The organism is Paenibacillus sp. FSL L8-0641 (genome assembly GCF_038006265.1).
GTDB classification, from domain to species: Bacteria; Bacillota; Bacilli; order Paenibacillales; family Paenibacillaceae; genus Paenibacillus; species Paenibacillus polymyxa_D.
In genome coordinates, this window is sequence record NZ_JBBOUW010000001.1 from 3287724 (window position 1) to 3311000 (window position 23277).

18 protein-coding genes are annotated in these 23277 nt (G+C 47.2%); 2 read left to right on the top strand and 16 right to left on the bottom strand.

The window, feature by feature from the left end:
* Nucleotides 1-15: 15 nt before the first annotated feature.
* The 6 genes from MKY16_RS14745 to MKY16_RS14770 form a co-directional block, all read right to left on the bottom strand.
* Complete coding sequence (locus tag MKY16_RS14745; protein WP_029517198.1) at nucleotides 16-903, bottom strand: YicC/YloC family endoribonuclease; 888 nt, start codon at nucleotides 901-903, stop codon at nucleotides 16-18.
* A gap of 35 nt (nucleotides 904-938) precedes the next feature.
* On the bottom strand, nucleotides 939-2825 hold the full coding sequence (locus MKY16_RS14750) for a bifunctional homocysteine S-methyltransferase/methylenetetrahydrofolate reductase (RefSeq protein ID WP_340955859.1): 1887 nt from the start codon (nucleotides 2823-2825) through the stop codon (nucleotides 939-941).
* Nucleotides 2826-2972: 147 nt separating this feature from the next.
* Nucleotides 2973-3995, bottom strand: coding sequence for a hypothetical protein (locus MKY16_RS14755; protein ID WP_029517196.1), 1023 nt, complete (start codon nucleotides 3993-3995; stop codon nucleotides 2973-2975).
* 230 nt (nucleotides 3996-4225) lie between these two features.
* Nucleotides 4226-5586 (bottom strand): IS1182 family transposase gene (locus tag MKY16_RS14760; protein ID WP_340954273.1). Its coding sequence is split into 2 segments (ribosomal slippage): nucleotides 4226-5019 and nucleotides 5019-5586, totalling 1362 coding nucleotides; the frame shifts between segments, so codons are not numbered across the junction.
* A gap of 195 nt (nucleotides 5587-5781) precedes the next feature.
* The gene (gene dapF, locus MKY16_RS14765) at nucleotides 5782-6615 is read right to left on the bottom strand and encodes a diaminopimelate epimerase (RefSeq protein ID WP_029517632.1); all 834 of its coding nucleotides are present in this window, start codon (nucleotides 6613-6615) and stop codon (nucleotides 5782-5784) included.
* Nucleotides 6616-6724: 109 nt separating this feature from the next.
* Entirely contained in the window at nucleotides 6725-9523 is a 2799-nt protein-coding gene (locus tag MKY16_RS14770; protein ID WP_029517633.1) for a calcium-translocating P-type ATPase, SERCA-type, read from the bottom strand.
* Between the two features lie 229 nt (nucleotides 9524-9752).
* Here MKY16_RS14770 and MKY16_RS14775 point away from each other — a divergent pair, with 229 nt between their 5' ends.
* On the top strand, nucleotides 9753-11498 hold the full coding sequence (locus MKY16_RS14775; protein ID WP_165150248.1) for an Rqc2 family fibronectin-binding protein: 1746 nt from the start codon (nucleotides 9753-9755) through the stop codon (nucleotides 11496-11498).
* Nucleotides 11499-11591: 93 nt separating this feature from the next.
* Here the strand turns inward: MKY16_RS14775 and MKY16_RS14780 are convergent, their stop codons facing one another.
* From MKY16_RS14780 to MKY16_RS14820, 9 genes are all read right to left on the bottom strand, one after another.
* On the bottom strand, nucleotides 11592-12461 hold the full coding sequence (locus MKY16_RS14780; protein ID WP_039270856.1) for a PHP domain-containing protein: 870 nt from the start codon (nucleotides 12459-12461) through the stop codon (nucleotides 11592-11594).
* A complete protein-coding gene (locus MKY16_RS14785) occupies nucleotides 12461-13417 on the bottom strand; it encodes a selenium metabolism-associated LysR family transcriptional regulator (RefSeq protein WP_069010585.1) in 957 nt (318 codons plus the stop codon). Before MKY16_RS14785 ends, MKY16_RS14780 begins: the two co-directional genes overlap by 1 nt.
* A gap of 211 nt (nucleotides 13418-13628) precedes the next feature.
* Nucleotides 13629-14066, bottom strand: a complete 438-nt coding sequence (locus tag MKY16_RS14790; RefSeq protein WP_340885824.1) for a hypothetical protein — start codon at nucleotides 14064-14066, stop codon at nucleotides 13629-13631.
* A gap of 228 nt (nucleotides 14067-14294) precedes the next feature.
* Nucleotides 14295-14555 carry a YlbG family protein gene (locus tag MKY16_RS14795; protein ID WP_029517637.1) on the bottom strand — a complete coding sequence of 87 codons (261 nt, stop codon included), beginning with the start codon at nucleotides 14553-14555 and terminating at the stop codon, nucleotides 14295-14297.
* 38 nt (nucleotides 14556-14593) lie between these two features.
* Nucleotides 14594-15034 carry a YlbF family regulator gene (locus MKY16_RS14800; RefSeq protein ID WP_013310906.1) on the bottom strand — a complete coding sequence of 147 codons (441 nt, stop codon included), beginning with the start codon at nucleotides 15032-15034 and terminating at the stop codon, nucleotides 14594-14596.
* Nucleotides 15035-15142: 108 nt separating this feature from the next.
* Nucleotides 15143-17167, bottom strand: a complete 2025-nt coding sequence (locus tag MKY16_RS14805; RefSeq protein ID WP_340955862.1) for a helicase-associated domain-containing protein — start codon at nucleotides 17165-17167, stop codon at nucleotides 15143-15145.
* A 6-nt stretch (nucleotides 17168-17173) separates the two neighbouring features.
* Nucleotides 17174-18940 carry a DNA repair helicase XPB gene (locus MKY16_RS14810; RefSeq protein ID WP_340955864.1) on the bottom strand — a complete coding sequence of 589 codons (1767 nt, stop codon included), beginning with the start codon at nucleotides 18938-18940 and terminating at the stop codon, nucleotides 17174-17176.
* A 297-nt stretch (nucleotides 18941-19237) separates the two neighbouring features.
* Nucleotides 19238-19666: a CBS domain-containing protein gene (locus MKY16_RS14815; RefSeq protein WP_029517640.1), complete on the bottom strand. Its 429-nt coding sequence runs from the start codon at nucleotides 19664-19666 to the stop codon at nucleotides 19238-19240.
* An 84-nt stretch (nucleotides 19667-19750) separates the two neighbouring features.
* Nucleotides 19751-20956 (bottom strand): M20 family metallopeptidase, encoded by a 1206-nt coding sequence (locus MKY16_RS14820; protein WP_340955866.1) that lies wholly within the window; start codon nucleotides 20954-20956, stop codon nucleotides 19751-19753.
* Between the two features lie 249 nt (nucleotides 20957-21205).
* Between MKY16_RS14820 and ftsW the strand changes: the two genes are divergently transcribed.
* Nucleotides 21206-22465, top strand: a complete 1260-nt coding sequence (gene ftsW, locus MKY16_RS14825) for a putative lipid II flippase FtsW (protein ID WP_340955867.1) — start codon at nucleotides 21206-21208, stop codon at nucleotides 22463-22465.
* A gap of 224 nt (nucleotides 22466-22689) precedes the next feature.
* Here the strand turns inward: ftsW and MKY16_RS14830 are convergent, their stop codons facing one another.
* Nucleotides 22690-23055, bottom strand: a complete 366-nt coding sequence (locus MKY16_RS14830) for an Asp23/Gls24 family envelope stress response protein (RefSeq protein WP_013310912.1) — start codon at nucleotides 23053-23055, stop codon at nucleotides 22690-22692.
* Nucleotides 23056-23277 lie beyond the last annotated feature (222 nt).

Below are 23277 nucleotides of genomic sequence, written 5' to 3' on the forward strand. Positions count from 1 at the left end.
GCCGCTACCAGGTAGCTACTCAATATTTGCAGCCTGCTCACGAATTTTCTCGAGCTCTGCTTTCATCTCAACGACCAAATTAACCAAGTTGAGATGATTAGCCTTGGAGCCGATCGTGTTGACTTCTCTATTCATTTCCTGGATTAAAAAATCTAATTTGCGACCGGCCGGCTCGTCCGATAGCAGCAACCCCTTGCACTGCCCAAAGTGACTTTGAAGCCGGGTAAGTTCCTCATCAATATTGCTGCGATCCGCGAATAACGCAATCTCCATTCCGAACTTATGTTCATCAAGCGTAAATGAACCGTCCTGAAGCTCTTTAAGCCTGTGTTTCAGCCTGTTACGGTAGTCGCTCACAACATGAGGAGCCAGCACCGTCATTTCATGATGCAGGGATTCCAGACGTAAAATACGGGATTTCACATCTTGCGCCAAATGCCCGCCTTCTCGCCTTCTCATCTCCAGTAAACCTTGCAAAGCTTCATTCAAAGCTCGCTGTAGTTGCTCTTCCCAGTCCTCTTCGTCTCCATGGAAAGCCTCTCCAGGCTCACCCAGAACGTCAGGCAAAGCAAGAATATCGCTTATCCCTAACGTTCCTTTCACTCCATAACGATCCGCCAGCTGCTCCGCTGCATGCAGGTAAGCCTGCACCACAGTGTCATTTAACCGCGCGGCGGGCATCTGTTCTTCATCACGTTCCCTGTGGATAAAGACATCGATACGACCGCGTTTAATCTGCTGTTGAACCGTTCTTCTCAAGCCATCTTCGTAACGAGTCCATTCGCGCGGAATTCTCATCATCACTTCGCAATAGCGGTGATTCACCGATTTCAATTCCAAGCGCACTTTATAGCCCTCATAATGAAGGATGGCTTGACCGTATCCGGTCATACTCAATGACATCGGCATCACATCCATTATACTATTGTAATTGATTATTATAGTCGAAACAAGGGGGCCTGTGCGCGGCCTGATTTTTGCCATACGTAAGAAGTCAGTTCAGCTGTCATTTCATAGAACATAAATGGAGTCATAAAATAGATACCATTAAAATGTTCCATTGCCGTATCGAGTAACTCCTTGGCAATAGACACACCCATTGCTCGTCCTTCCGGACCCTCAAGACCAGACATACGTGCACGCACCTCATCGGATAACTGAATGCCTGGTACTTCATTGTGCAAGTATTCTGCATTGCGCCCACTAGCCAGCGGCATAATACCGATAAAAATCGGTACTTCCAAATGTCGTGTCGCTTCCGCGATGGCTGCAATCAACTCGTGGTCGTATACGGGCTGAGTCATAACATAGTCGGCTCCGGAGGCAATTTTCTTCTCCAACCGCTGTACGGCTTTACCCAAATGCTTGACGTTAGGATTAAATGCGGCACCTACCACAAAATTAGCTTTCTGCTTCAGTGGCTTACCGGAAAATGCGACACCATCATTTAATTGCTTGATCATACGTATGATTTCAAAAGAGGTCATATCATACACCGAACTGGCGCCTGGCAAATCACCGAACCGCGCCGGATCTCCAGTAACCGCCAGTACATGGTCAATACCGAGCGCGTCAAAACCCATCATGTGGGATTGAGTACCAATCAGATTGCGATCACGACATGCTATATGAATTAATGGACGCAAGCCTGTTTCAATACTGACCAAATGTCCAAGCGCCATGTTGCTCATGCGAGTGACTGCAAGCGAGTTGTCAGCCAGTGTAAGCGCGTCGGCCCCGGCTTTCTTCAACGCATGAGCACCTTGCATAAACCTCGTAATGTCCAGATCGCGCGGAGGATCCAGTTCTACAATGACCGTATGTCGTTCCTTTACAAGATCCACGATGTTGGGCTCACTGGTATGTCTGCCATTTCCTCGTTCCCCTTCATCTGCAATCTGCTCCGCCACTTGAAAGGACTCTTTCGACAAAGCTTCTTTTGAAGCAAGAGGAGGCGGTTGCAAACGGTTCAAGGCTTTGGATATAGCAGCAATATGATCCGGTGTAGTTCCGCAGCAACCACCGAGCAGCCTCGTTCCCAGGTCTACAAAGGATTTGGCACATTCTCCAAAATATTCAGGTGATGCACCGTATACATAGTGACCGTCCACATAATCTGCTAGTCCCGCATTCGGATATACGGACAACGGTACAGACAAAGGGCCGTCCAGCTGCTCCATTACACTCATAATTCCCTGCGGACCCGAGTGACAGTTAAATCCAAGGATGTCTGCCCCCTCATTACGCAGCACCGAAAAAGCTTCCGCGACTAAAAAACCATCCTGAGTACGACCAACCTGATCGACCGCAAACTGACAAATCACCGGAATATCACTATATTTACGTACACTGTGAAGCGCTATGCGTATTTCATCCAGCGAATAAAACGTTTCGCACAAAATACCGTCGACTCCTTCGGAGAGAAGGGCATCAATTTGCTGTTCATAGTTTCTTGCCAGCTCCAGCTTTGATATGTTAAGCCGCTTTCCCCCACATATGGAACCCACTGCACCTACCACATAATGTTCAGGTCCGGCCGCATCTCTGGCAATTCTCACACCAGCACGATTGATCTCTTCTACCTTAGATTCCAGTCCAAACCGGGCTAACTTATAATCATTTGCAGAAAATGTATTAGTCTCCAGCAATCGAGCTCCTGCACTTAAATATTGACCATGCACGTCTGATATAACATCAGGCGAAGTGATGTTCAGTTCTTCGAAAGACGTATTTACTGGAAATCCTAGCTGATATAAAAAAGTCCCCATTGCGCCGTCTCCGACAATAATTTCACGATTCAGCACAGTACGCAAATCCGGTTTCATGTCCTCTGCTCCACCCCGCTCTTTATTTTCATACTAATGTAACATAAAGAGACTTCAAACATAAGCCAAAAACAAAAAAAGCCGCCCCACTCCCCGACAATATGATATCAGGAGTGGAGCGGCTTGATTCATCTTTTCTATTTCCTACTACATTTTCCCAACGGAAGAATGGAGAGAGTAAGCGTAAAAAGTCCCTTTTTTATTTACTTTAGCCACAATAGAATCCGTTCCCTTTTGCTGCTTGTAGAACGTATATTGATTCCCTTGAACTTTCACTTTATAGCCGGTCAAATTGATATTAAATAACATCTGAGCCTTGGGCTTGACTAGCTTCAAAGCTTCTGAGGCAGTATATTTCGGGCTTGCAAATGTTTTTTTGAAATCTGCGTCATCATTCCAGTCCACCCCATAGGTGGATACAGCCAGCACTTTACCGGTTACCGCGCTAATTTTGACCTCACTGGCCTCGTTTGCATCCTCAAACGACCAATATGAAAGCCCCTTCGTTTCGTCCTTGTACCGTGAAGCGTGCTGCACCTTAATTGGCTGTCCACTCACACGCTTAAATGTGTTCATTGCACGGTTCAGTATCAGAGGGTCCACCCGCTTCAGCGCATAGTCCGCGTTGATGGTAATAGCGTTACCTCGATCCACATCCACATACAACGAGGAAGCCTGTTCACCTGCGCCCCAAAATACCCAGTAATTTGATGGCTTGTTGGACTGATAAGGGGATTTGACCCGCCAAAATGCTTCAAATTGCAAAGGACGCTTGCTGTCAAACGCTTTGGCGCTGTTTAGCACTTTCGTCTTGAGTGGCGCGTTCATCGCTTTTCCCAAGCTGCTTATTTTATATCGTATGGTTGTAGAATCTACTCTATTTTTTTCTTTATTATATTCTGTCTGCAACGTAGCAGTTCCATCTTCCAGTCCGCCCTCTACAATCCAAGTTTTCCCCATATCCGTCACATCGTCAAATTGAAATGCTGTCTTCGAGCCGATGAGTTCTTGCACCGCTTTTTCTAAACGGCTTACCACAGTCGGAGTTAGCGACCCAACCTGCTTGTCCGTCGTTTCCGCGGCGGCAGGAATGGTCGCCGCCTGAACCGGAAGCGCGGTGGCTACAAATATGAGGACTGCAACTGCTGAAATCCAACGAAATTTCCGCACTATGAACGGCCTCCTTATTGTTTTTCATTTTCTATATTATACATCGTTCAGGCGCCAAAAAAAGACAGAATGTTGCTTTGTTCATCATATTCCTTGTATACAGGGGCATCTAAGTCCAAAAAAAGAAGACCTACTAAGGTCTTCTCAGATTGTCGAGAAACCCCGTCATTTTGAGACGTGGGTTTCTTTTTTACATCATAATGCTCTGGTCTCTGGAGAAGCAGGGGGGGTTACCCCTGTTTCTCCAGGCGATCTAGGTGGATCGCCATCTTCTTCATGTTCTGCACGGCTGCCGTCATAAGGGCTTGTTCCCTGACGTTTGGAAGACCGCGCAAACGGCAATAGCGAAACCCATGGAGCTCTTTGGCATCCGCGAAGCTTCGCTCAATCGTCTCTTTTCGTTTGCGGTACAGCTTTTTACCAGATGGGCTCAGCCGGTTGCTCCGTACCCACTCTTTGCTGTCTTCCCAGACATGCCGAGTCACCACTTTGCGGTGGTTTCGAGACTGGGTACACTGACTTAGCAGTGGGCAATGCTGGCACTGAGCTGGGTCAGAGGCATACTGCCGGTATCCCTTACGGTCCGTCGTTCGGTAGGGCAGTTCCTGTTGGGCTGGGCATCTATACGCATTGCGTTTGGCATCGTATTCAAACTTCCATTTCGGAAACAGTCCTTGTCTGGGATGGAATCTTCGGTGAGCAATCACGGCAAAAATCTTTCGGTTCTGCAAACCTCGGCAAATCGGCGTTGTTAAATAACCTGAATCTAGTGCAACAGCTTCTACTTGAAAACCAAAACGTTCTCTTTGGCGATCCAAACGGGACAAATAGGGGACAGAATCATGTACATTCCCTGGTGTCACATGCACGTCCGTAATCAGATTGTACTTCATATCCACCGTGCGGTGGTCCAGATAGAAGAAGCCTTCGGGCTTGCCATCACGGATCATATAGCCGCTGTCCGGGTCTGTTTTGCTCACTTTAATTTCTTTTTCTTCGTTCACTTCCTCTCGGGATTTTAAGGCTTTTTTCCGTGGTTTCTCCGGTCATCCTTCACCGCTTCGTTCAGCTCGTCCATATAGTCTTTAGTATTCTGCAACACTTGTTCTTTGATGTACTGGTGCCTGTTAGCATTGGCTTTGACGTGTGTGGAATCGGTGACGAGAACACGCCCACCCACCATTCGGTGAGAGATCGCCTGCAGCACAATTTCATCGAAGATATCTTGAAAGATCGTGGTGTCTTTAAAGCGAGTGCGACGATTCCAGCTAATCGTCGTATGGTCCGGAACTTTATCCGTTAAGCCCAACCCCAGAAACCAACGATAAGCTAGGTTCGTCTGAATTTCTCGCTCGAGTTGCCGTTCTGAGCGAATGCCATAGAAATAACCGAGAAAGATCATTTTAAACAATACGGTAGGATCAATGGCAGGACGCCCGTTGTCTGCACAATACAGTGGTCGAACTTTATCATCGATAAACGAAAAATCGATATACTTATCTACTTTGCGGAGCAAGTGATCTTGAGGAACCAGATCTTCGATGGAAACAAATTCGTAGGATTGTTGTTTTTCGCGGTTGGAGCGTAGCATATCAACACCATCCGTTCTACAATAGTTACCTATATTATATAACATTAATGCGGTGTCGTCTTAAACAAAATTAACATAAAATAGGCTGTCGAGACTTTCTCGACAGCCTGAGAAGACCTACTAAGGTCTTCTTTTCACTCACTTCTATACGATTCATTAGTAGTTGCACGTTATCTTTATAGTCACATGATTGATTCAGAACAGACGACCTTCGTACACGATCTCAGCCGGACCCGTCATATATATGTGATTATCTTCCTCACTCCATTCGATATCCAGATCGCCGCCCTTCAGGCTTACAATGGCGTGGCGGTCGCTATATCCGTTTAGTACAGAAGCAACAAGCGTAGCACAGGCTCCGGTTCCACAAGCTAGCGTCGGCCCGGCTCCTCTCTCCCATACTCTCATATCTATATGCTTACGGCTACGTACCGTGGCGAACTCAACATTTGTTTTTTTAGGGAATAACGGATGGCATTCCAGCTTTGGCCCCCAGGCTTCCAGATCAAAGCTTGGCGCATCCTCCACATAAATGACACAGTGCGGATTCCCCATAGATACAGCCGTAAAGCGAAAACCACTTCCTCCAGCTTCAATGGGCTCATTAATTACGCTAGTCAGATCCAGAGTAGTCGGAATCTTCAAACCCTCAAGAATTGGCTCTCCCATATCTACCTTCACCATACGAACAAGTCCATTCTCTACAGTTAGTTCGACCTGCTGTACACCTGCACCCAGCGTCTCAATCGTGATCTGTTCACGGTTGATATGCTTACGGTCATATACGTATTTGGCAGCACAACGGATAGCATTACCGCATTGTTCGGCCTCTGAGCCGTCCGAGTTAATAATGCGCATGCAGAAATCCGCTTTTTCTGATGGCAATATATATACCAACCCATCGGCGCCAACACCAAAATGTCGATCACATAGCCGAACAGCTAATTCCGAGGCGTCAGACGGCAACTCCTGATGCCCAAACCAAACGATAAAATCATTACCTAGACCGTTCATTTTTGTGAATTCCATAGCTTACCTCCGCCGTTGCTGCTGATGTCATGTTCCTCATGAAGCTTTGATCCCATGATATCATACAGGGCAATAGTGGGAAAGCGATGCGATATGCATAACCCGATTTCTAGGATGAAAACTTCGTACGTCCCGCTGAAAAGTGTGTATTTCCGCCGCGACGACGGTTGCGTCGACCGCCCCACACACTTCCCGCTCCCATCAGAAACGTCGGAATCCCAGCTGCGACAATGGATAGCGCCCACTCACGCAAACCGAGCGGTACCGTTTTGAAAATAGGTTGCAGCATAGGCACGTACATAACCACTAGCATTAGTACTATTGAAGACAGCACGGCAAGCACAAGATAACTATTTTGAAACGGATTACGATGGAAAATAGAACGGGAACTGCGGCAATCAAACACATGAATTAACTGCGCCAGAACTAGCGTAGCAAAGGCAACGGACTGTGCTTTGATCAGTTGTCCTGCGTCATCCGGTGCAATACGTAATGTCAGCCAGAAGGCCGCTAGCGTACATAAACCAATCAACAAGCCACGACTAATGATTTTCCAGCCCAGTCGACGAGCAAAAATATTTTCCTTTGCGCCACGAGGTTTGTGCTCCATGAGATCCTTTTCTGGTTGGTCCACCCCCAGAGCCATCGCTGGTAGGCCATCTGTCACCAGATTCACCCATAAAATCTGGATCGGTAACAAAGGTAATGGCAGCCCGGCCATCATGGCAAAAAACATCGTCAAAATTTCACCCACATTGGAGGCGAGTAGATAACGGATAAATTTACGGATATTCTCGTAAATATTCCGTCCTTCCTCAATTGCGGCTACAATCGTAGAGAAATTATCATCACTCAGAACAAGCGCAGCCGCTTCTTTGGTCACGTCCGTCCCTGTAATGCCCATTGCAATGCCGATGTCCGACGCCTTTATCGCTGGAGCGTCATTGACGCCATCTCCAGTCATGGCTACGACATGTCCGCGCCTTTGCAGTGACTTGACGATCCGTAGCTTGTGCTCCGGCGAAACCCGTGCATATACAGAGACGGTATCAACGGCTTTGTCCAGCGACGCATCATCCATCGCAGACAATTCCTGTCCTGTTAACACGTGGGATCCGCGCTGAAAAATGCCCAGCTGCTGTGCAATGGCCTCTGCAGTTGTACCGTGATCTCCGGTAATCATCACAGTGCGAATGCCAGCACGACGACACTTGCCAATGGCTTCGCGAACCTCGCGACGTGGCGGATCAATCATGCCTGTCAGCCCGATAAAGATCAGTTGTGCTTCAGCCTCCTCAACCGTGGAGACACGCTCATGCGAGCGGATATCACGGTAAGCGACACCAAGTACACGTAGCGCCTCCGAGGCCATTCCTTCGTTAGCTGCCAGTACCTTTTGGCGCAGCGTACCCGTTAACGGAACGACATTTCCTTCCCATAAAATGTAGGAGCACTGGCCCAGCAATACATCCGGTGCACCTTTGGCAAAGACAATGTGTCCTCCCTGGTGGCGTACGAGTACCGACATTCGCTTCCGATCCGAGTCAAAAGGAAATTCTCGCTCCCTTGTGTATAGCTCATATAGCCCTTGTCGCGTGACTCCGCCCTTGGCAGCTAACGTGACCAGCGCTCCTTCCGTCGGATCACCCTTTAGCTCCCAAACGGAGGACGGCGTCGGCTCTTTGGTTTTCTTTTTCGAACGTAGCTCCTCTGTATCGGCTTGAACAATTTCCGCATTGTTGCAAAGCACACTGGCTTGCAGCAGTCTACGCAGAGATTGTCCGTTTTTAAGATCGGCAGGAAGGTCTCTATCCATAATATGCCCGTGAGGGTCATAGCCCTCTCCCGTAACTCCCCAGAAGCGGCCGTCCAGCCATAGCTTGGTAACCGTCATTTTATTTTGGGTCAGGGTACCCGTTTTGTCGGAACAAATGACAGATGCACAGCCGAGCGTTTCAACAGAAGGCAGCTTACGCACAATCGCCTTTCGTTTAATCATACGCTGCACACCCAATGCGAGCGCAATCGTCACAATAGCTGGCAACCCTTCCGGTATAGCCGCCACAGCCAAGCTCACTCCGGCCAAGAACATGCTCATGGCTGGCTGTCCATGTAAAATGCCTGCTACGACAACGAGCACCGTTAGCGCCAACGCTACGATAATCAAAATTTTGCCCAATTGCTCCAATCTGTGCTGCAACGGTGTCTCCTGCGACTCCGTATTTTCTATCAAGTCTGCGATCTTACCCATTTCGGTACTCATACCTGTACGTATAACTATTCCTTGTGCGGTTCCTCTAGTCATCATCGTGCCCATAAAACCGATGTTTTTTTGATCCCCAAGTGGTACCTCGGCGGCATGAATAGGGCGGCAATGCTTACTCACCGGAACCGATTCACCTGTCAGGGCGGACTCCTCTACATCACAGCCGTTCGTACTCAACCACCTTACATCTGCGGGAATGCGATCACCACTTTCCAGCAGCACAATATCACCCGGTACCAGTTCTCTGGCTTGAACTTGAATTCGTTTTCCGCCCCGCAACACTTTGGCGGTCGGAGCCGACAGTTGTCTCAAAGCTCGCAATGAACGCTCAGCTCTGAATTCCTGTACAAAGCCGAGAATTCCATTCAGTACAACAATAGCAATAATGGTAATCGCGTCCAAATATTCGCCAAGCAGGCCGGATATCAGGGTCGCTCCCATCAATACGAGCATCATAAAATCCTTGAACTGGTTGAGCAGCAGCAAGATCGCCGAAACTCGCTTCCCCTCGCTCAGCTCATTCCATCCTGACCTTTCTCTTCGTTCCGCAAGCTGTTCCTCCGAAAGACCCTGCTTCGGGTCGACTTCCAGACTTGTTGAAAGCTGTTCATTGCTTAATTGGTGCCAGTGTGCTTGTTCCATTCTCCCCAATTCCCTCCCGGTCAGATAGTCCGCTTCCGTCGGTTGTGCGTAGGATGGCTGCCCGTTATTATATTTTTGTGCCGCGATTGCTGATAAGCTGGACAGACTTTCTAGATTCAATCTATTCGGACAGGATCTGAAATATCACAAAGCCGCTTAAGTTTTGTCCCAAAGTTATGTATCATAGTAGGAAGGCGAAAATACATTTGCTTCAAAGGAGAACATAATTATGGCATTGGACGGAATCGTAACCCGCGCTATCGTACACGAACTGCAAGGCATCCGAGGCGGGCGCATTAATAAAATACATCAGCCAAACGATCGCGATATCGTGCTGAATCTGCGGGCACAAGGCGGAAGCGTAAAGCTGCTGCTGTCAGCTAATCCGACCTTTCCGCGTGTACATTTTACAGAACAAAGCTTTCTTAATCCGACAGAAGCCCCTATGTTTTGTATGCTTCTTCGCAAGCATTGCGAAGGAGGCGTTATTGAGAAAATCACGCAGGTGGGCATGGAGCGTATTATTCACATGGATGTACGTCAACGTGATGAACTGGGAGATGTTTCACTCAAACGAATTATCATTGAACTGATGGGCAGACACAGCAACATTATTTTGCTTGACCCGGAAACAGGCGTGATGCTAGATGGCATTCATCATGTTACACCGTCTATTAGCAGCTATCGGGTCATTATGCCCGGCTTTCAATACACGGAGCCTCCTGAACAAAACAAGCTAAATCCACTAGAAACAGAAGAGGCAGCTTTCATATCCTCGTATCAAACAGCACTCGAGGCCGGAGAAGCTCCCAAACGCTGGATCGTGAACACTTTTACTGGACTCAGTCCCCTCATTGCTGAAGAGATACTAACTCGAGTAACTAATGAAGTATCTGGTGATAGTGATCGTTCACTATGGAGTACATTCAGTCACATCATGGATGACGTGCGGAACCATCGTTTTCAGCCGGTATCTGGACTAAACGCACAAGATAAAGTGATATTCTCGGCCATTCCACTGACGTTGATCCAAGGAGAACGTAAGGAGTACGCTACGATCAGTGAGTGTATGGAAGACTTCTTCGGTGAAAAAGCAGAAAGGGATACGGTTAAGCAAAAGGTCAGTGACCTACTGCGGTTTCTGCAAAATGAGCGGAGCAAAAACGTAAAAAAACTCGACTATCTCCAACAGGATTTGGCCGAGGCGGAAGATGCCGATCAATTTCGCATTTATGGAGAGTTGCTGTTCGCTTCGCTGCATGAGGTGAAAAAAGGGGACAAAGAAGTGACGATCATCAACTTTTATGATGAGGAACAGCGTCCAATGTCCATCCCACTGGACCCACTACTCAACCCGTCGGATAATGCACAACGGTATTTTAAAAAATACAACAAATATAAAAACAGCCTAGCTGTCATTGACGAACAACTGGAGAAAACGCACGAAGAAATCCGTTATATGGACAGTCTTCTTCAGCAGCTAGCCCATGCCTCTATGAATGACATTGAGGAAATACGTGAAGAACTGGTTCAGCAGGGCTATCTCAGAGATCGGGTCAAAAAAGGAAAGAAAAAGAAGAAAAACGACCGTCCAACCCTGCACGTCTATACATCATCCGAAGGTATCGAGTTACTGGTTGGCAAAAACAACTTGCAAAATGAATATGTAACAAATCGACTGGCCGGACCAAATGACACCTGGCTGCACACAAAGGATATTCCGGGGTCACACGTCGTTATACGTGCTGAGCAATTCGGAGATGCGACGCTGGAGGAAGCAGCTCAACTCGCTGCTTATTTTAGTCAGGCCAAGCAGTCCAGCAGTGTACCTGTGGACGCCACCCTGATTCGACATGTACGTAAGCCTAGCGGAGCCAAACCTGGCTTTGTCATCTACGACCATCAGCGTACGCTTTTCATTACACCCGATGAGGAACTAGTCAAAAAGCTGCCGAATCGCATCAAAAACGGCTAAGTCCTACTAGCCTATTGAATCCACAAAAAAAGCCCTTTGTTCTTTGCACGATACACTTCTTGTGTTCCATGCATAAGGCAAGGGGCTTTTTATTTACTTTTGTCCAACAGCAGCCTTCCTCAATTCCTCGACTACCTGCCCTTCCACACTACGGCTACCCAGATCACCGTGAAAAATAACACCTTGACGCGCGCCGTGAAAATCCGAGCCGCCAGTTGCAATGAGCCCATATTGCGCCGCCATCGCAGTATATCGGCTCTCAGCCTCAGCATCATGGTCCGAATGTCGCACCTCCAAGCCCGCAGGCTTCGCCTCCTCTATAATAGAACGAACCAGCTCATCATTTCCGTACAAGCCAGGGTGGGCCACCACGGGTACCCCTCCTGCTTCACGAATCCAGTTTATGGCCTCCGCAGGCTCTACACGGGGTACAGACACATATCCGGGCGCTCCTTCCGCCAAGTAACGGTCAAACGCGTCCCGCATATCCTTCGCATATCCTTTTTGAACCAGCGTATCCGCCATATGCGGACGTCCAATGCTTTCATCTGGTGCCAGCGGTCTGCCCATCGTAGCCACCACTTCATCCAGTGTGATTTCCACACCCAGACTACGCAATTGACTCAAAATCAAATCATTACGGGTATCCCGTGCCTGGCGAAGCTTTTCCAACCGTTCCAAAAACACTTTATTGCGGTAATCCATAAAATAACCGAGTATATGAATATCCTTATCGCCAGCTCGAGTACTAATTTCCACTCCTGGCACCACAGTAATTCCTATGCGTTTTCCCTCTTCCAGAGCTTCCTCCAGGCCAGCTACCGTATCATGATCTGTAATGGCCACACCTGCCAGTCCTTTTTCCTTGGCCCAGCGCACATTATCTGCAGGTGGTTGCATTCCGTCAGATGCTTGGGTGTGTGTGTGTAAATCATATCGTTTTACGTTAATCTGCTCCTTCATTATACATCCTCCTTCTCTTTCACCTTTGCAAGCTCGTCCTGCGAGTCCCTCAGGACGTCCGTTCCCTGATCATGACGACGCAAGTAAGACAGGAAGGTTACTACCGGAATCGGCAACAACGCCGACTTCAAATGAATTGCATAAAATTCTCGTTTGAACGTGATATCTGAAATATTTACAATTTTCAATAATCCGAGCGCAACTTCATGCTTCACCGAAGATGGTGATAGCATGGTAATACCCAGTCCAGCCTCCACCGCCGATTTAACCGCTCCAGTGCTCCCCATCTCCATTACAATCCCAAGTCGGGAGGCATCCATACCACGATTTTTCAGCTCATCTTCTATTACTTGACGTGTACCAGATCCCTTTTCTCTGGCTACAAAAGGATGCTTGAACACATCTTCCAGAACCACTTTTTTAGCCTTGGCCAGCGCATGTCCTGAAGGCACAATCAATTTCAGTTCGTCCTGCATCACAGGTTCCACCACGATATCCGGATGCTGGACTGGGGCCTCAATCAGTCCTAAATTCAGCTGATGTTTTAGTATATCATCCATAATCTGAGTTGTATTCATCACATTCATCGCCATGCGTATATGAGGGTATTCCTGACCAAACGGTCCCAGCATTCTGGGTACAATATACTCACCAATCGTTAGGCTGGCGCCAATATGCAATCTTCCCTCCAACATGTGAGTAAAAGCAGACATCGCCTCGTCAGCTTCCCTGATCAGTTGCATGCTTTTTTTCGCAAAAGGCAGGAGTGTCGCTCCCGCCTCTGAAAGTTCGATTTTTTTAGTCGAACGTTGCAGCAGTTTTGTGCCAAAATAATCTTCCAAAGACTGAATTTGCATCGTCACCGCAGGTTGTGTCATATGCAGCGCTTGTGCCGCCGCCGAGAAGCTCCCGCGTTCCGCTACGGTATAAAAAATGTGCAACTGATGAAAGTTCATACTGACAGCCCTCTCCCCTCTGTTCTCCCTATTTTAACATAAGAAAAACGTCTGTCGAAGCATTTCCAAGTAAACTTACTGAATTGGGTAGTTTTATTATTGGAAAATAAAAAAAGCATGCAGCTAATAAGTGCATACTTTCTACTTAAACTTAACGGTATTCAGGAAGTTTGGAGATTTTTTCATCTGAAGCCGTTCTCCAAATGACCGTCTATTTTTGCTTACGAGTGCTTTTCATCAGTGTCATGCGCCGCGAATGGCGTAACCATGAATAGTATGACTTCAAATCCCTTAATTCAATGGTCTCCGACATCCGGCCCAAAAAGGTAATGACAATCATTTTGTGAAGCGGATTCCCCGCAATATCCATCTCGCCGGGCAACTCTCCAAATTCGGCCACGACGACCAGATCACCATCAATTAAATATACATCCTCTTCGTTATGATAATAGGACTCCATCCTGTTTTGCTTCAGGCATTCCCAAAGCCAGGCGGCGATATGATTCGTCTCGGACTGTTTCTGCTCTACCCGATCTAAGTAACGTGATTTCGCATGATTTGTTATCACGATATCGGCGACTTTTTTATCGCCCATCTCCACGTAGAACGGTTCGTATGTACTCCATCGCTGCATTGCTTTGTCACGCACGGGATCACTCTCCCCACCAGATAGGTCTTTATATCTACCAATATATTCATATGTTACCTCAACAGACCCGGGACTACAAGTTACAAAATTGAAGTTTATGGGTGATATTTAAGATTTTTTAGGTCTAACAGCATCAAGACCATTATGCAAAAGTCCTGACTTCACGAAAAAAAGCCAGCCTGTAGGCTGACCTTTCAAAAAATGTTTACAATTTATAGACATTTAATATTATATTTCATATTCTTTCATCTTTTCCTTATCGTCGTTGTAATCCGTCCTAATCTCATTTCGAAAAGAGCGCTCGACCTTACGCACATAGGAAAGTCTGCGAATATTTTTAACGGTGTCTTCTGCCCGATCCGCATTCATATATATCACTACATAATGCATACGCTTTGAAATAAAGTGGACATTTCCGTATTTCTCCAGATTGCGGGCAGCCTTGATATCGCTTACCCAAATGATGTACCCTGTCCGCTCGGCAAACATTCGCTTCATCTCCCCCCACTCGGTATCATTCCTATGACCTATCCACAGGAGCATTTCCCTCCGCTGCCACATCCGCCTTTTTTCACATTCGGATCATTGCTCGGCACCTTAATAGTCTCGGACACGGAATATGCAATCGTTTCAGACATGGCATGAAGCATATCATCCAGCGCCTTTTCGGCTCGTTTGAACTCCTTAACATCCACGAATTGTTCCAGTTCCAGCTCAACGACCTGCACTGCATCCTTCGCTTCATGATAGTTCGGATGAAAATGCCCAAAACGCTCCGTTTCCGCGAATAGCTCCTTTTTGGCATCCAGCTTGCGTACACACGCCTGAATAGACGGATTCAATTCCACACGCTGTTTCCAATATAAATAATCCGATACCTCAAAGGATCGGTTGACCATATCGCCCAATTCATAGGCGTTAATAAGCACTTCTGCCATATTGACCGTGTTCAATTCGGCTACGCTCATGAATGTTCATCTCACTTTATATAAAGTTCTACCCTGTAAAAGTAGACTCATTTATCATACCACATCCTTCTTTTGAGAAGAAGGAGTTTCATGCACTTCCTGGCCCTACTATGTAAAAGGAACCAGCAAGCGCATGTCTGACCATTCACTTGGCTGTAAGGTCGCAGGAGAAAGTGTTTCGTCATCCCTTCCTGAGGCATACCAGCCTGTGACACTCCATGGTGCACCGGAAACCACCGCCTCCGGTATCCATTTAACCTCTTTCCCACCGATTCGCAGCCCCACAGCAGCCTGCCAACGAATCGCTTGCTCGATCAACTGCCGGGCAGTGGAAGTATGGTAACTCCTCCATTCTTTTGTCCATGAGGAGGGGACTGTAGATCTTTCTGGAAAATAGTCAGACGGATCAGGCAGTGTATGCTCTTGTTCGTAAAAGTGCAGCGTTCGCCCTGTATAAACCAAACCTGCTCTCCCCTCTTGGGAAAATATAGAACGGGCTTGAATAGGTTCGGACTCCATTTCACTGTTGAGGCTGCCTGAATTTATGTTCTCTGTTTCCGAAATCAGTGGATAATGATGAGCTGGCTCGTCCACACCTTCGGGTTCACGACGTGGACCTAATCCTATTGCAGCAAGCGTTTTTCGTATTTTGACAACAGAGCTCGCCGGAATAATAAAGTCCTTGTCGCCAAGCCGTTCCAGCAATCCTTCCAGCGCGGGATGGCGTGCAACCATGTCTGCATCCTCCTGTGTGCTACATCGCAAAAGTGTTACCGTTGCAAATGCCGTCCGTCCGACATCGCCTACCCACTGTTCTACCGCCATACGTACATGATCAGGCACGCCTGTCCGGCTGAACTTGTCCAGTAGAGCAGGAATTGCTTTAGCTTCCATCCCTAACTCGATTGCCTCTGTAACACTTTCTCTGGTGATCCGGTATATTGCCATCCGATCTCCTGTCACACGTTCACAGCAGCATTCCAGTCGCCAGCGCACATCATATGCCACATCTGGCGGAACCAATATTTCAAAATCAGGTTGTACATAAAAAGTACCTTGTTCTTGATTTGTATCCTCGTAATTATTGGGACGAAGCATGTCTAACACAGATACATTCCAGCGAAAACACAGTTTACCCGATGCAGTCTGGCCCCAATCACCCATTCCAAACGCAGTCAGGGCCTTCAGCCAACCCTCCAATCCCTCCATGAAAGATCCATTAAAATTAAAATCAGAACCCGTTTCTCCCGCAAACCCTTCCGGATTTGAGGTTGTAGGAATAAGGTCTAAAAGGGCGCCGTTCTTGGAATCAGCTCCGCTCGTACTCTCCTGCTGGATTAGGCCTACTTGAAGCATCCATTGCAGCAGACACTTGATAGATATCCACCCTTCTATTCCCATATACTGGGAGACGGCACACAGCATATAGCGAAAATGCTGCATGGATGCTTCGGCCTTGCCGTATCTTTCCATGAGTGTAGCAAAAATATGCTTGCGCATTTGCCAAGCAGACAAACGAATCCAAGTCGCCAGTTCCGTTTCCTGAATGCGAAAAGACACCGTTTCTTTCACTAACAGCCCCAAACTGAGTAGCAAATCCATCATGACCACCGTTTGCACAGGATACAGCTCTGCATGCGCATAATGCAACCCAAGACCCATCAGGTCCTCCGGGCGAAAGGGGGTCAGTTCATTCAATTTTTGCAATGATCGCTTATGTATGGTTCCTTTGGCCGTCAAAGGGACGCCCTGTACTGCAATACGTGACAACGCATGCAGCAATTCCGACTCCAGGCCTGTCATTGATTCATGTACCGTTATCGGATGATCCGAATGCATCATGTTCATTGGATTTTCCTCTAACAACATATCGTACAGATCCGGTAGTCGATAAACCGGGATATATAAAATTCGTTCGCCCCACGATTTGGTAACAGCCTCCAGCCAGCCCCGGGCACGTAATCCACGCAGTGCCAGTTTCGTTTCGACTCCGCTTAACGATCCCCGGGTAAGCTGTATAGGTTCTTCTTCCTTCATGGGCTGTCCCGCGTGCCGAATAAAGCATCGTCTAAGTACCAGCAGCTCATCCGATGAAAGCTCATTCCAGCTGTCTTGCGTGTTCGTTACGCCCATTCTTGATTAGGCCTCCTTTTTCTTTCCACGATCTCCAGACTTAGCATCCCTGCTTCCAATAGCCTCTGTCACACTAAATCTGCGAACCGCATATTCATAGCCTTGCTCAATCAGGAACAGCTGACGACGAGCTGCAAAATCCATCTCCTTGCTATTCTCCGTCACTAGAGCATAAAAATAAGCTTTATTCTCGCCTGACTTTGGTCGCAAAATGCGTCCCAGTCGCTGCGCTTCTTCCTGGCGAGAGCCAAAGCTGCCCGATACCTCTATGGCTACTGCTGCATCCGGCAGATCCACCGCAAAGTTTGCAACCTTGGACACCAATAGGGTCCGAATTGCACCCTTGCGGAATGCATCAAACCAACGCACCCGCTCCGTCTGGCTCATTGAACCCGTAATCAGTGGGACACCGAGCTCCTGAGCCAATGTACGCAACTGGTCCAAATATTGACCAATAATGAGCGTGGGCAAACCACTGTGCTGCTGCATCAGGCTACGCACCGCCTCCAGTTTGATCGGATTTTCGGCTGCAATTCGGTACTGCTGTCTGCCCTCAGCACGCATACTGCGCTCCAAAAGTTCAGCTGTCATTGGAAGCCGCAACTCCACACAATCGACCTGAGCGATCCAGCCCTGTCGCTCCAGCTCCTTCCATGGCATATCATACCGTTTGGGCCCAATTAAAGAGAACACATCCCGTTCACAACCATCCTCTCGAACCAGCGTAGCCGTTAACCCCAAACGACGGGTAGCCTGAATGTCAGCCGTCGCCCGGAATACTGGCGCGGGCAGCAAATGAACCTCATCATATATAATGAGTCCCCACTTCCGCTCACTCAGCAGTTTCATATGCTCAAAATCCCCATCCTTGGTGCGACGGTGTGTCAAAATTTGGTATGTTGCCACCGTAATCGGGCGCACTTCTTTTTTCTGACCACTATATTCCCCGATGGAATCGGCAGAAATATCCGTCTTTTGCTTTAATTCTTCTACCCATTGCCGTACAGAAGTAGTATTAGATGTTAGAATAAGCACTTCACACTGAAGCCGATTCATCACCGCCATGCCTATCACTGTTTTTCCAGCTCCGCATGGAAGCACCAGTACACCACTACCCCCTAAGCCGTCGGCTCCTTCAAACGCATCAGCGGCCTTTACTTGATAATCACGAAGCCGCAACTTCGTTTGTCCCTTTCCCAAGGTAAAACTAAGCTGATTCCCTTCAAGATAGCCTGCCGTATCCACAACGGGATATCCCAAGCGAGTTAATTCCTGCTTGAGCAAGCCCCGACTTTCGGGCGGGACCGATGCGCTTTCCTCATCAACGCGAAGTAAACCAAGCTGTATTAGCTCTTGCTTGGTCAGTAGCTCATCCAGTAAAGCGGGGGTCTCTGCTGCCAAGATCAAGCGATCACCTATTGCATAGCTGTTGGCTTTCCCTGTCTTTATACCTCCGTTTTCTTTCGTACCTCGTGAAAGCGTTAACGTCCCATAGCGAGAAACGAGCTGTTCAATATCATTCAACAAATCACGTGGAATATCCCAACGGGAAATGGAATACAAACTATTTTGAATGTCCTCAGCACTCCATCCGAGGGCAACTGCATTCCACAAAGACAGTGGAGTGATGTGGTATGTATGAAAAGCGGACGGACTTTTAACCAGCTCCGCATAAATCTGCAACTGTGAACGAGCCCATTCCGAACCGGGCAAGCCCATTTCCAGCAGAACGGTAAAATCACGTTGTACAATACAAGGATGATCTGGATTCATGACTACCTCCTGATAATCTAACAATACATCATTTTAAAGTTGAATCAATTTCATAACTCATTAAAGTTTGGTGGTTGTAACTAGATACAGACAAATCGAATCATTTTGATCTATAACTAGTTTTGATTGAAGCAGCTAAAGGTATTATGAAATTGATTTAGTTATATAATAAATAGCTTATCCGTTTATTCGAATATCAACCAGAATAGCAAGGAGTCCAACCCATATTCGGGTTGAACTCCTGATTTAACGCCCGGGGTTAAGACCCCCCAACAAATGCCTACCTTAATTATTCTTCTAGTGGACCTGCTCGGAAATATGACTAAGCGCCTCTCCAGCGTTGTCTGCAAAAATATTACGAACAGCCAAATCCCCGATTGAGACAATCCCGATCAGACGGTCTCCTTCCGTCACAGGCAACCGACGGATTTGCTGCTCCGCCATCAGTTCAGCTGCTTGGTCCACCGACATGTCCGCACTGGCTGTACGAATACCTGTCGTCATAACCGTATCGACTGAACCCGAACCCGAATTTTTAGCCGCATAACCGCGAACGACAAGATCACGGTCCGTTACTACGCCGATCAACTTATCACTGCCTTCGCTTTCCACAACCGGAATAAAACCAGTATCATTGTCCTTCATTTTGACCGCAATTTCATAAATATTGTCCTGCGGGGTAACCGTTACGCATTCTTTAGTCATAACTTCCTGAACCTTTTTCATGGGTACTCCCTCCTTTTCAAGAGTAGGGTACCCCATTTCATTCAGCTCATACTCCAGATTGAACCGTTCCCAATTCAACTCATTTTAGCCCTTAATTGCCCCTGCTTTTCGTTCCGCAGCGTATCCCGTAGACATCGCAATAAACAACCGAACCGCGTTAATCATAGCATCCTCATCAAAGTCAAATTTAGGATGATGGTGTGGATAAACCGCTCCTTTAGCTGGGTTACCCGCTCCTACGAACATGAAGCAACCTGGCACACGTTCCAAATAATACGCAAAATCTTCAGCAGGCATCAGCTTCGACGCTTCCTGTACATTCTCCTTGCCGAAAACAGATTTTGCTTCATTAAAGAAACGAGATGCTTCATGTGCGTCATTGACAACTGGTGGGTATCCCATAATATAGCGAACCTGTGCTGTTGTACCGTATGTTGCGGCTGTGAGCTCTGTTACCTCATGCAGTCGCTCCTTCATCACCGTTCGTGTCTCCTCATCAAACGTACGAATCGTTCCACTCAAGCGACACGTTTCTGCGATCACATTTTGCGCAGAGCCCCCTTGGATGGTTCCCACCGTCAGCACGGCAGGTCGTAATGGGTCGACTGAACGACTTACGACACTTTGCAATTGCATGACAAGAGCTGAGCCCGCCACGACACTATCATTAGTGGACTGAGGCATCCCACCATGCCCACCCTTACCTGTGATTTCAATATAAAAATCATCTGCCGCCGCCATCAGCGGCCCTGCACAACTCGCAGCCGTTCCGACAGGAAAAGGTGTCCATAAATGGATACCATAAATGACGTCCACACCTTCCAATATACCATCCTTTATTACACTGACCGCTCCGCCAGGCAGCAATTCCTCCGCAGGTTGGAACAACAACCGAATTTCTCCTTGCAGCTCGTCCCGATTCAGACTGAAATAGTAAGCCGTTCCAAGTAGCGCGGATGTATGTCCATCATGGCCGCAAGCATGCATGGCTCCGTCTACGTTGGAGCGATATTCACATTCCTTTTCATCCTGAATAGGAAGAGCATCCATATCGGCACGCAGCAGGACGACAGGCCCGGGTTTAGCACCACGAATGGTGCCTACAACACCGTGTCCCCCTACCTGACGGCGAATCTCGATTCCCCAACTCTCCAACTTATCCGCTACAAAAGCTGCAGTTTTGCTTTCCTGAAAGGAAATTTCGGGATTCTTATGTAAATGTCTACGCCACTCCACCATATTTTCTTGCAACTGGTCAAACCAGGTCTTGTCTAGCGCATGTTGTGTCATATTGCTCCACCTCTCCTTTTAAAGCACCGGGCAAGTTCCCGATTCATCTTGCAGCGTCACCACGTATGCACCGCTGCTCTCAAGTCTTCATTTTTATCCTATTGTAGCAGATATGGAATTGTTGTGATATCTGTTGCTTCAGGGAGGTTGCAGAAGCCCATCAAACATAATATGATAAAATGGGTAAACGATAAAATGATAACCGTCTGCGAGGAATATACCTTGTGGCGAATACCGGGGGAAGCTGATATGAGAAATACGAAGCCGGAGACTCGAAGAAGAGGCACACCGGATTTCCAATTGCTGATCCTCACTTTGTTACTGGTTGGATTCGGTGTAATTATGGTATTTAGCTCCAGCTCCAGCGTAGCTTTGCTGAATAAAGAATATAATTTTGACTCTTTATATTTTGTGAAGCGCCAATCTGCATTTGCTGTACTTGGACTTTTTATTATGTTGGTAGCTATGAATATTAAGATGGAAAAATATAAAAAGCTTTTTGTACCTTTATTTTTCATAACTATATTACTGCTAATCATCGTTCTTTTTACAGGCTCACTTAACGGCGCAAAAAGCTGGCTCAGGTTTGGTAGTGTTGGTTTCCAGCCAACGGAGCTTGCGAAAATTTCCATCATTCTTTACTTATCTGCACTGATTGTCAAAAAAGGAGATCGCTTTAGAGATCTGCGGACTGGCTACATACCTGTAACAGTCATTGTAGGCTGTGTTGCAGGACTCATCATGCTTCAACCTGATTTAGGCTCCTGCTTCATTTTGGTTGCTACGAGTGGTCTGATTATTTATGCCGGGGGAGCCAGTGTCAAGCATATTACAGCATCCATTGTTCTGCTCGTGCTAGGCGCTTCCATCGTATTTGGTATTGGGTCGTTGTTTGGAGGAGATTCTGGAACCACAGATGGACAAGTTGCTGCCAAGCAAGATTATAAAATCGGACGCTTTCAAGCCTTTCTTAATCCCGAGAAATATAGACAAGGAACGGGATACAATCTGGTACAGTCCTTGCAAGCTATAGGTGAAGGCGGCTTAAACGGCTCAGGCTTTGGTAAAGGTATTATCAAGCTTCACTATCTTCCTAATTCATTTAATGATTTTATCTTTTCCGTAATCGGTGAAGAATTCGGATTTATCGGAACAGCCATATTCCTGATGCTATATTTGTATTTCATTTGGCGAGGCATGATCATTGCTCTGCGTTGCCATGATCCGTTCGGAACGTTGGTAGGCACCGGCATCATGGGTTTGATCGCCATTCAGGCCTTCATTAATATTGGCGGTGTGACCCAAACGATTCCAATCACTGGCGTCACGCTTCCATTTATCAGCTTTGGTGGCTCCTCCCTGCTTGTCATGATGTTTTCCATGGGCATTATGCTCAGTATTTCTCGTGAGAACACCAAACAAGCGGTGCAGGAACGCACCACAGGGGTAGCTGTGCGTAATGAAGTACCCAACCGCTTTCAAACCCGTAGAACCAACCGTTTTCGTTAAAAAAAGAACTTCCAAGGACCACTTACCACGGTGGCTTTGGAAGTTCTTTTGGTTATGTATAAAATACGAGAGCCCTCTGCAAAAATGGCTATACTGTTGATTCACAAAACGAAAACTGGCGATTCTATAACCACCAGTTTTCGCGTTTTAATTCGGGTTATCCCACGGAATTCCCGACATGTATACAATTGATTAAAAATGTCAATTTGTCGGTTCCTGATTCTTTACACGGCGTCGTCCTTGAACGCCACACCTTCCACTTTTACGTTCACTTCCACGACCCGCAAACCTGTCATACTTTCGACGGCTTCTCGCACATTTTGCTGAAGAATTCGGGACACCTCATGAATAGGTGTTTCGTAGAGTACGATAATACGTAGATCAATGGCAGCTTCCAGCTGTCCAACCTCCACTGATACGCCTTTTTGCACATTTTTACCGCTCAGCCTTTTGGCCCAGCCTTCCGATAAGCCACCTGACATTGCAGCAATGCCCGGTGTCTCTAATGCGGCCATCCCGGCAATTTTACCTACGACATCGTTGGAAATCTTGATGTTTCCTGCTTCCAGTTGTTGAATTTGCTCTGCCATGACCTATGTCCCCCTTCATCCATCCTTTATTTGTATTGTAAAGCCTCAGCCAGTCCAAATGCAAACTCTACGTATGAAAAACAACTTTCGTTTACAACCTATATCATTTTGGGTATATTAATTTAGAAAATCCATACAAGTGAGCATTTTGCATAAACCCCAAGAGTGTTTTCCAATCAGCAATATATAGATCGAAACGCTTTAGTTCGTCTATATATTGTA

Bases quoted from the DNA above. Each gene is read 5' to 3' on its own strand.
- MKY16_RS14795 (WP_029517637.1), bottom strand. From the start codon at position 14,555: ATGTTTGCCGAGCGGACAGGGTACATCATTTGGGTAAGCGATATCAAG.
- MKY16_RS14820 (WP_340955866.1), bottom strand. From the start codon at position 20,956: ATGACACAACATGCGCTAGACAAGACCTGGTTTGACCAGTTGCAAGAA.
- MKY16_RS14745 (WP_029517198.1), bottom strand. From the start codon at position 903: ATGTCATTGAGTATGACCGGATACGGTCAAGCCATCCTTCATTATGAG.
- MKY16_RS14800 (WP_013310906.1), bottom strand. From the start codon at position 15,034: ATGAGCGTAGCCGAATTGAACACGGTCAATATGGCAGAAGTGCTTATT.
- MKY16_RS14785 (WP_069010585.1), bottom strand. From the start codon at position 13,417: ATGAACTTTCATCAGTTGCACATTTTTTATACCGTAGCGGAACGCGGG.
- MKY16_RS14810 (WP_340955864.1), bottom strand. From the start codon at position 18,940: ATGAATCCAGATCATCCTTGTATTGTACAACGTGATTTTACCGTTCTG.
- ftsW (WP_340955867.1), top strand. From the start codon at position 21,206: ATGAGAAATACGAAGCCGGAGACTCGAAGAAGAGGCACACCGGATTTC.
- MKY16_RS14750 (WP_340955859.1), bottom strand. From the start codon at position 2,825: ATGAAACCGGATTTGCGTACTGTGCTGAATCGTGAAATTATTGTCGGA.
- dapF (WP_029517632.1), bottom strand. From the start codon at position 6,615: ATGGAATTCACAAAAATGAACGGTCTAGGTAATGATTTTATCGTTTGG.
- MKY16_RS14780 (WP_039270856.1), bottom strand. From the start codon at position 12,461: ATGAAGGAGCAGATTAACGTAAAACGATATGATTTACACACACACACC.
- MKY16_RS14805 (WP_340955862.1), bottom strand. From the start codon at position 17,167: ATGGGCGTAACGAACACGCAAGACAGCTGGAATGAGCTTTCATCGGAT.
- MKY16_RS14770 (WP_029517633.1), bottom strand. From the start codon at position 9,523: ATGGAACAAGCACACTGGCACCAATTAAGCAATGAACAGCTTTCAACA.
- MKY16_RS14775 (WP_165150248.1), top strand. From the start codon at position 9,753: ATGGCATTGGACGGAATCGTAACCCGCGCTATCGTACACGAACTGCAA.
- MKY16_RS14830 (WP_013310912.1), bottom strand. From the start codon at position 23,055: ATGGCAGAGCAAATTCAACAACTGGAAGCAGGAAACATCAAGATTTCC.
- MKY16_RS14815 (WP_029517640.1), bottom strand. From the start codon at position 19,666: ATGAAAAAGGTTCAGGAAGTTATGACTAAAGAATGCGTAACGGTTACC.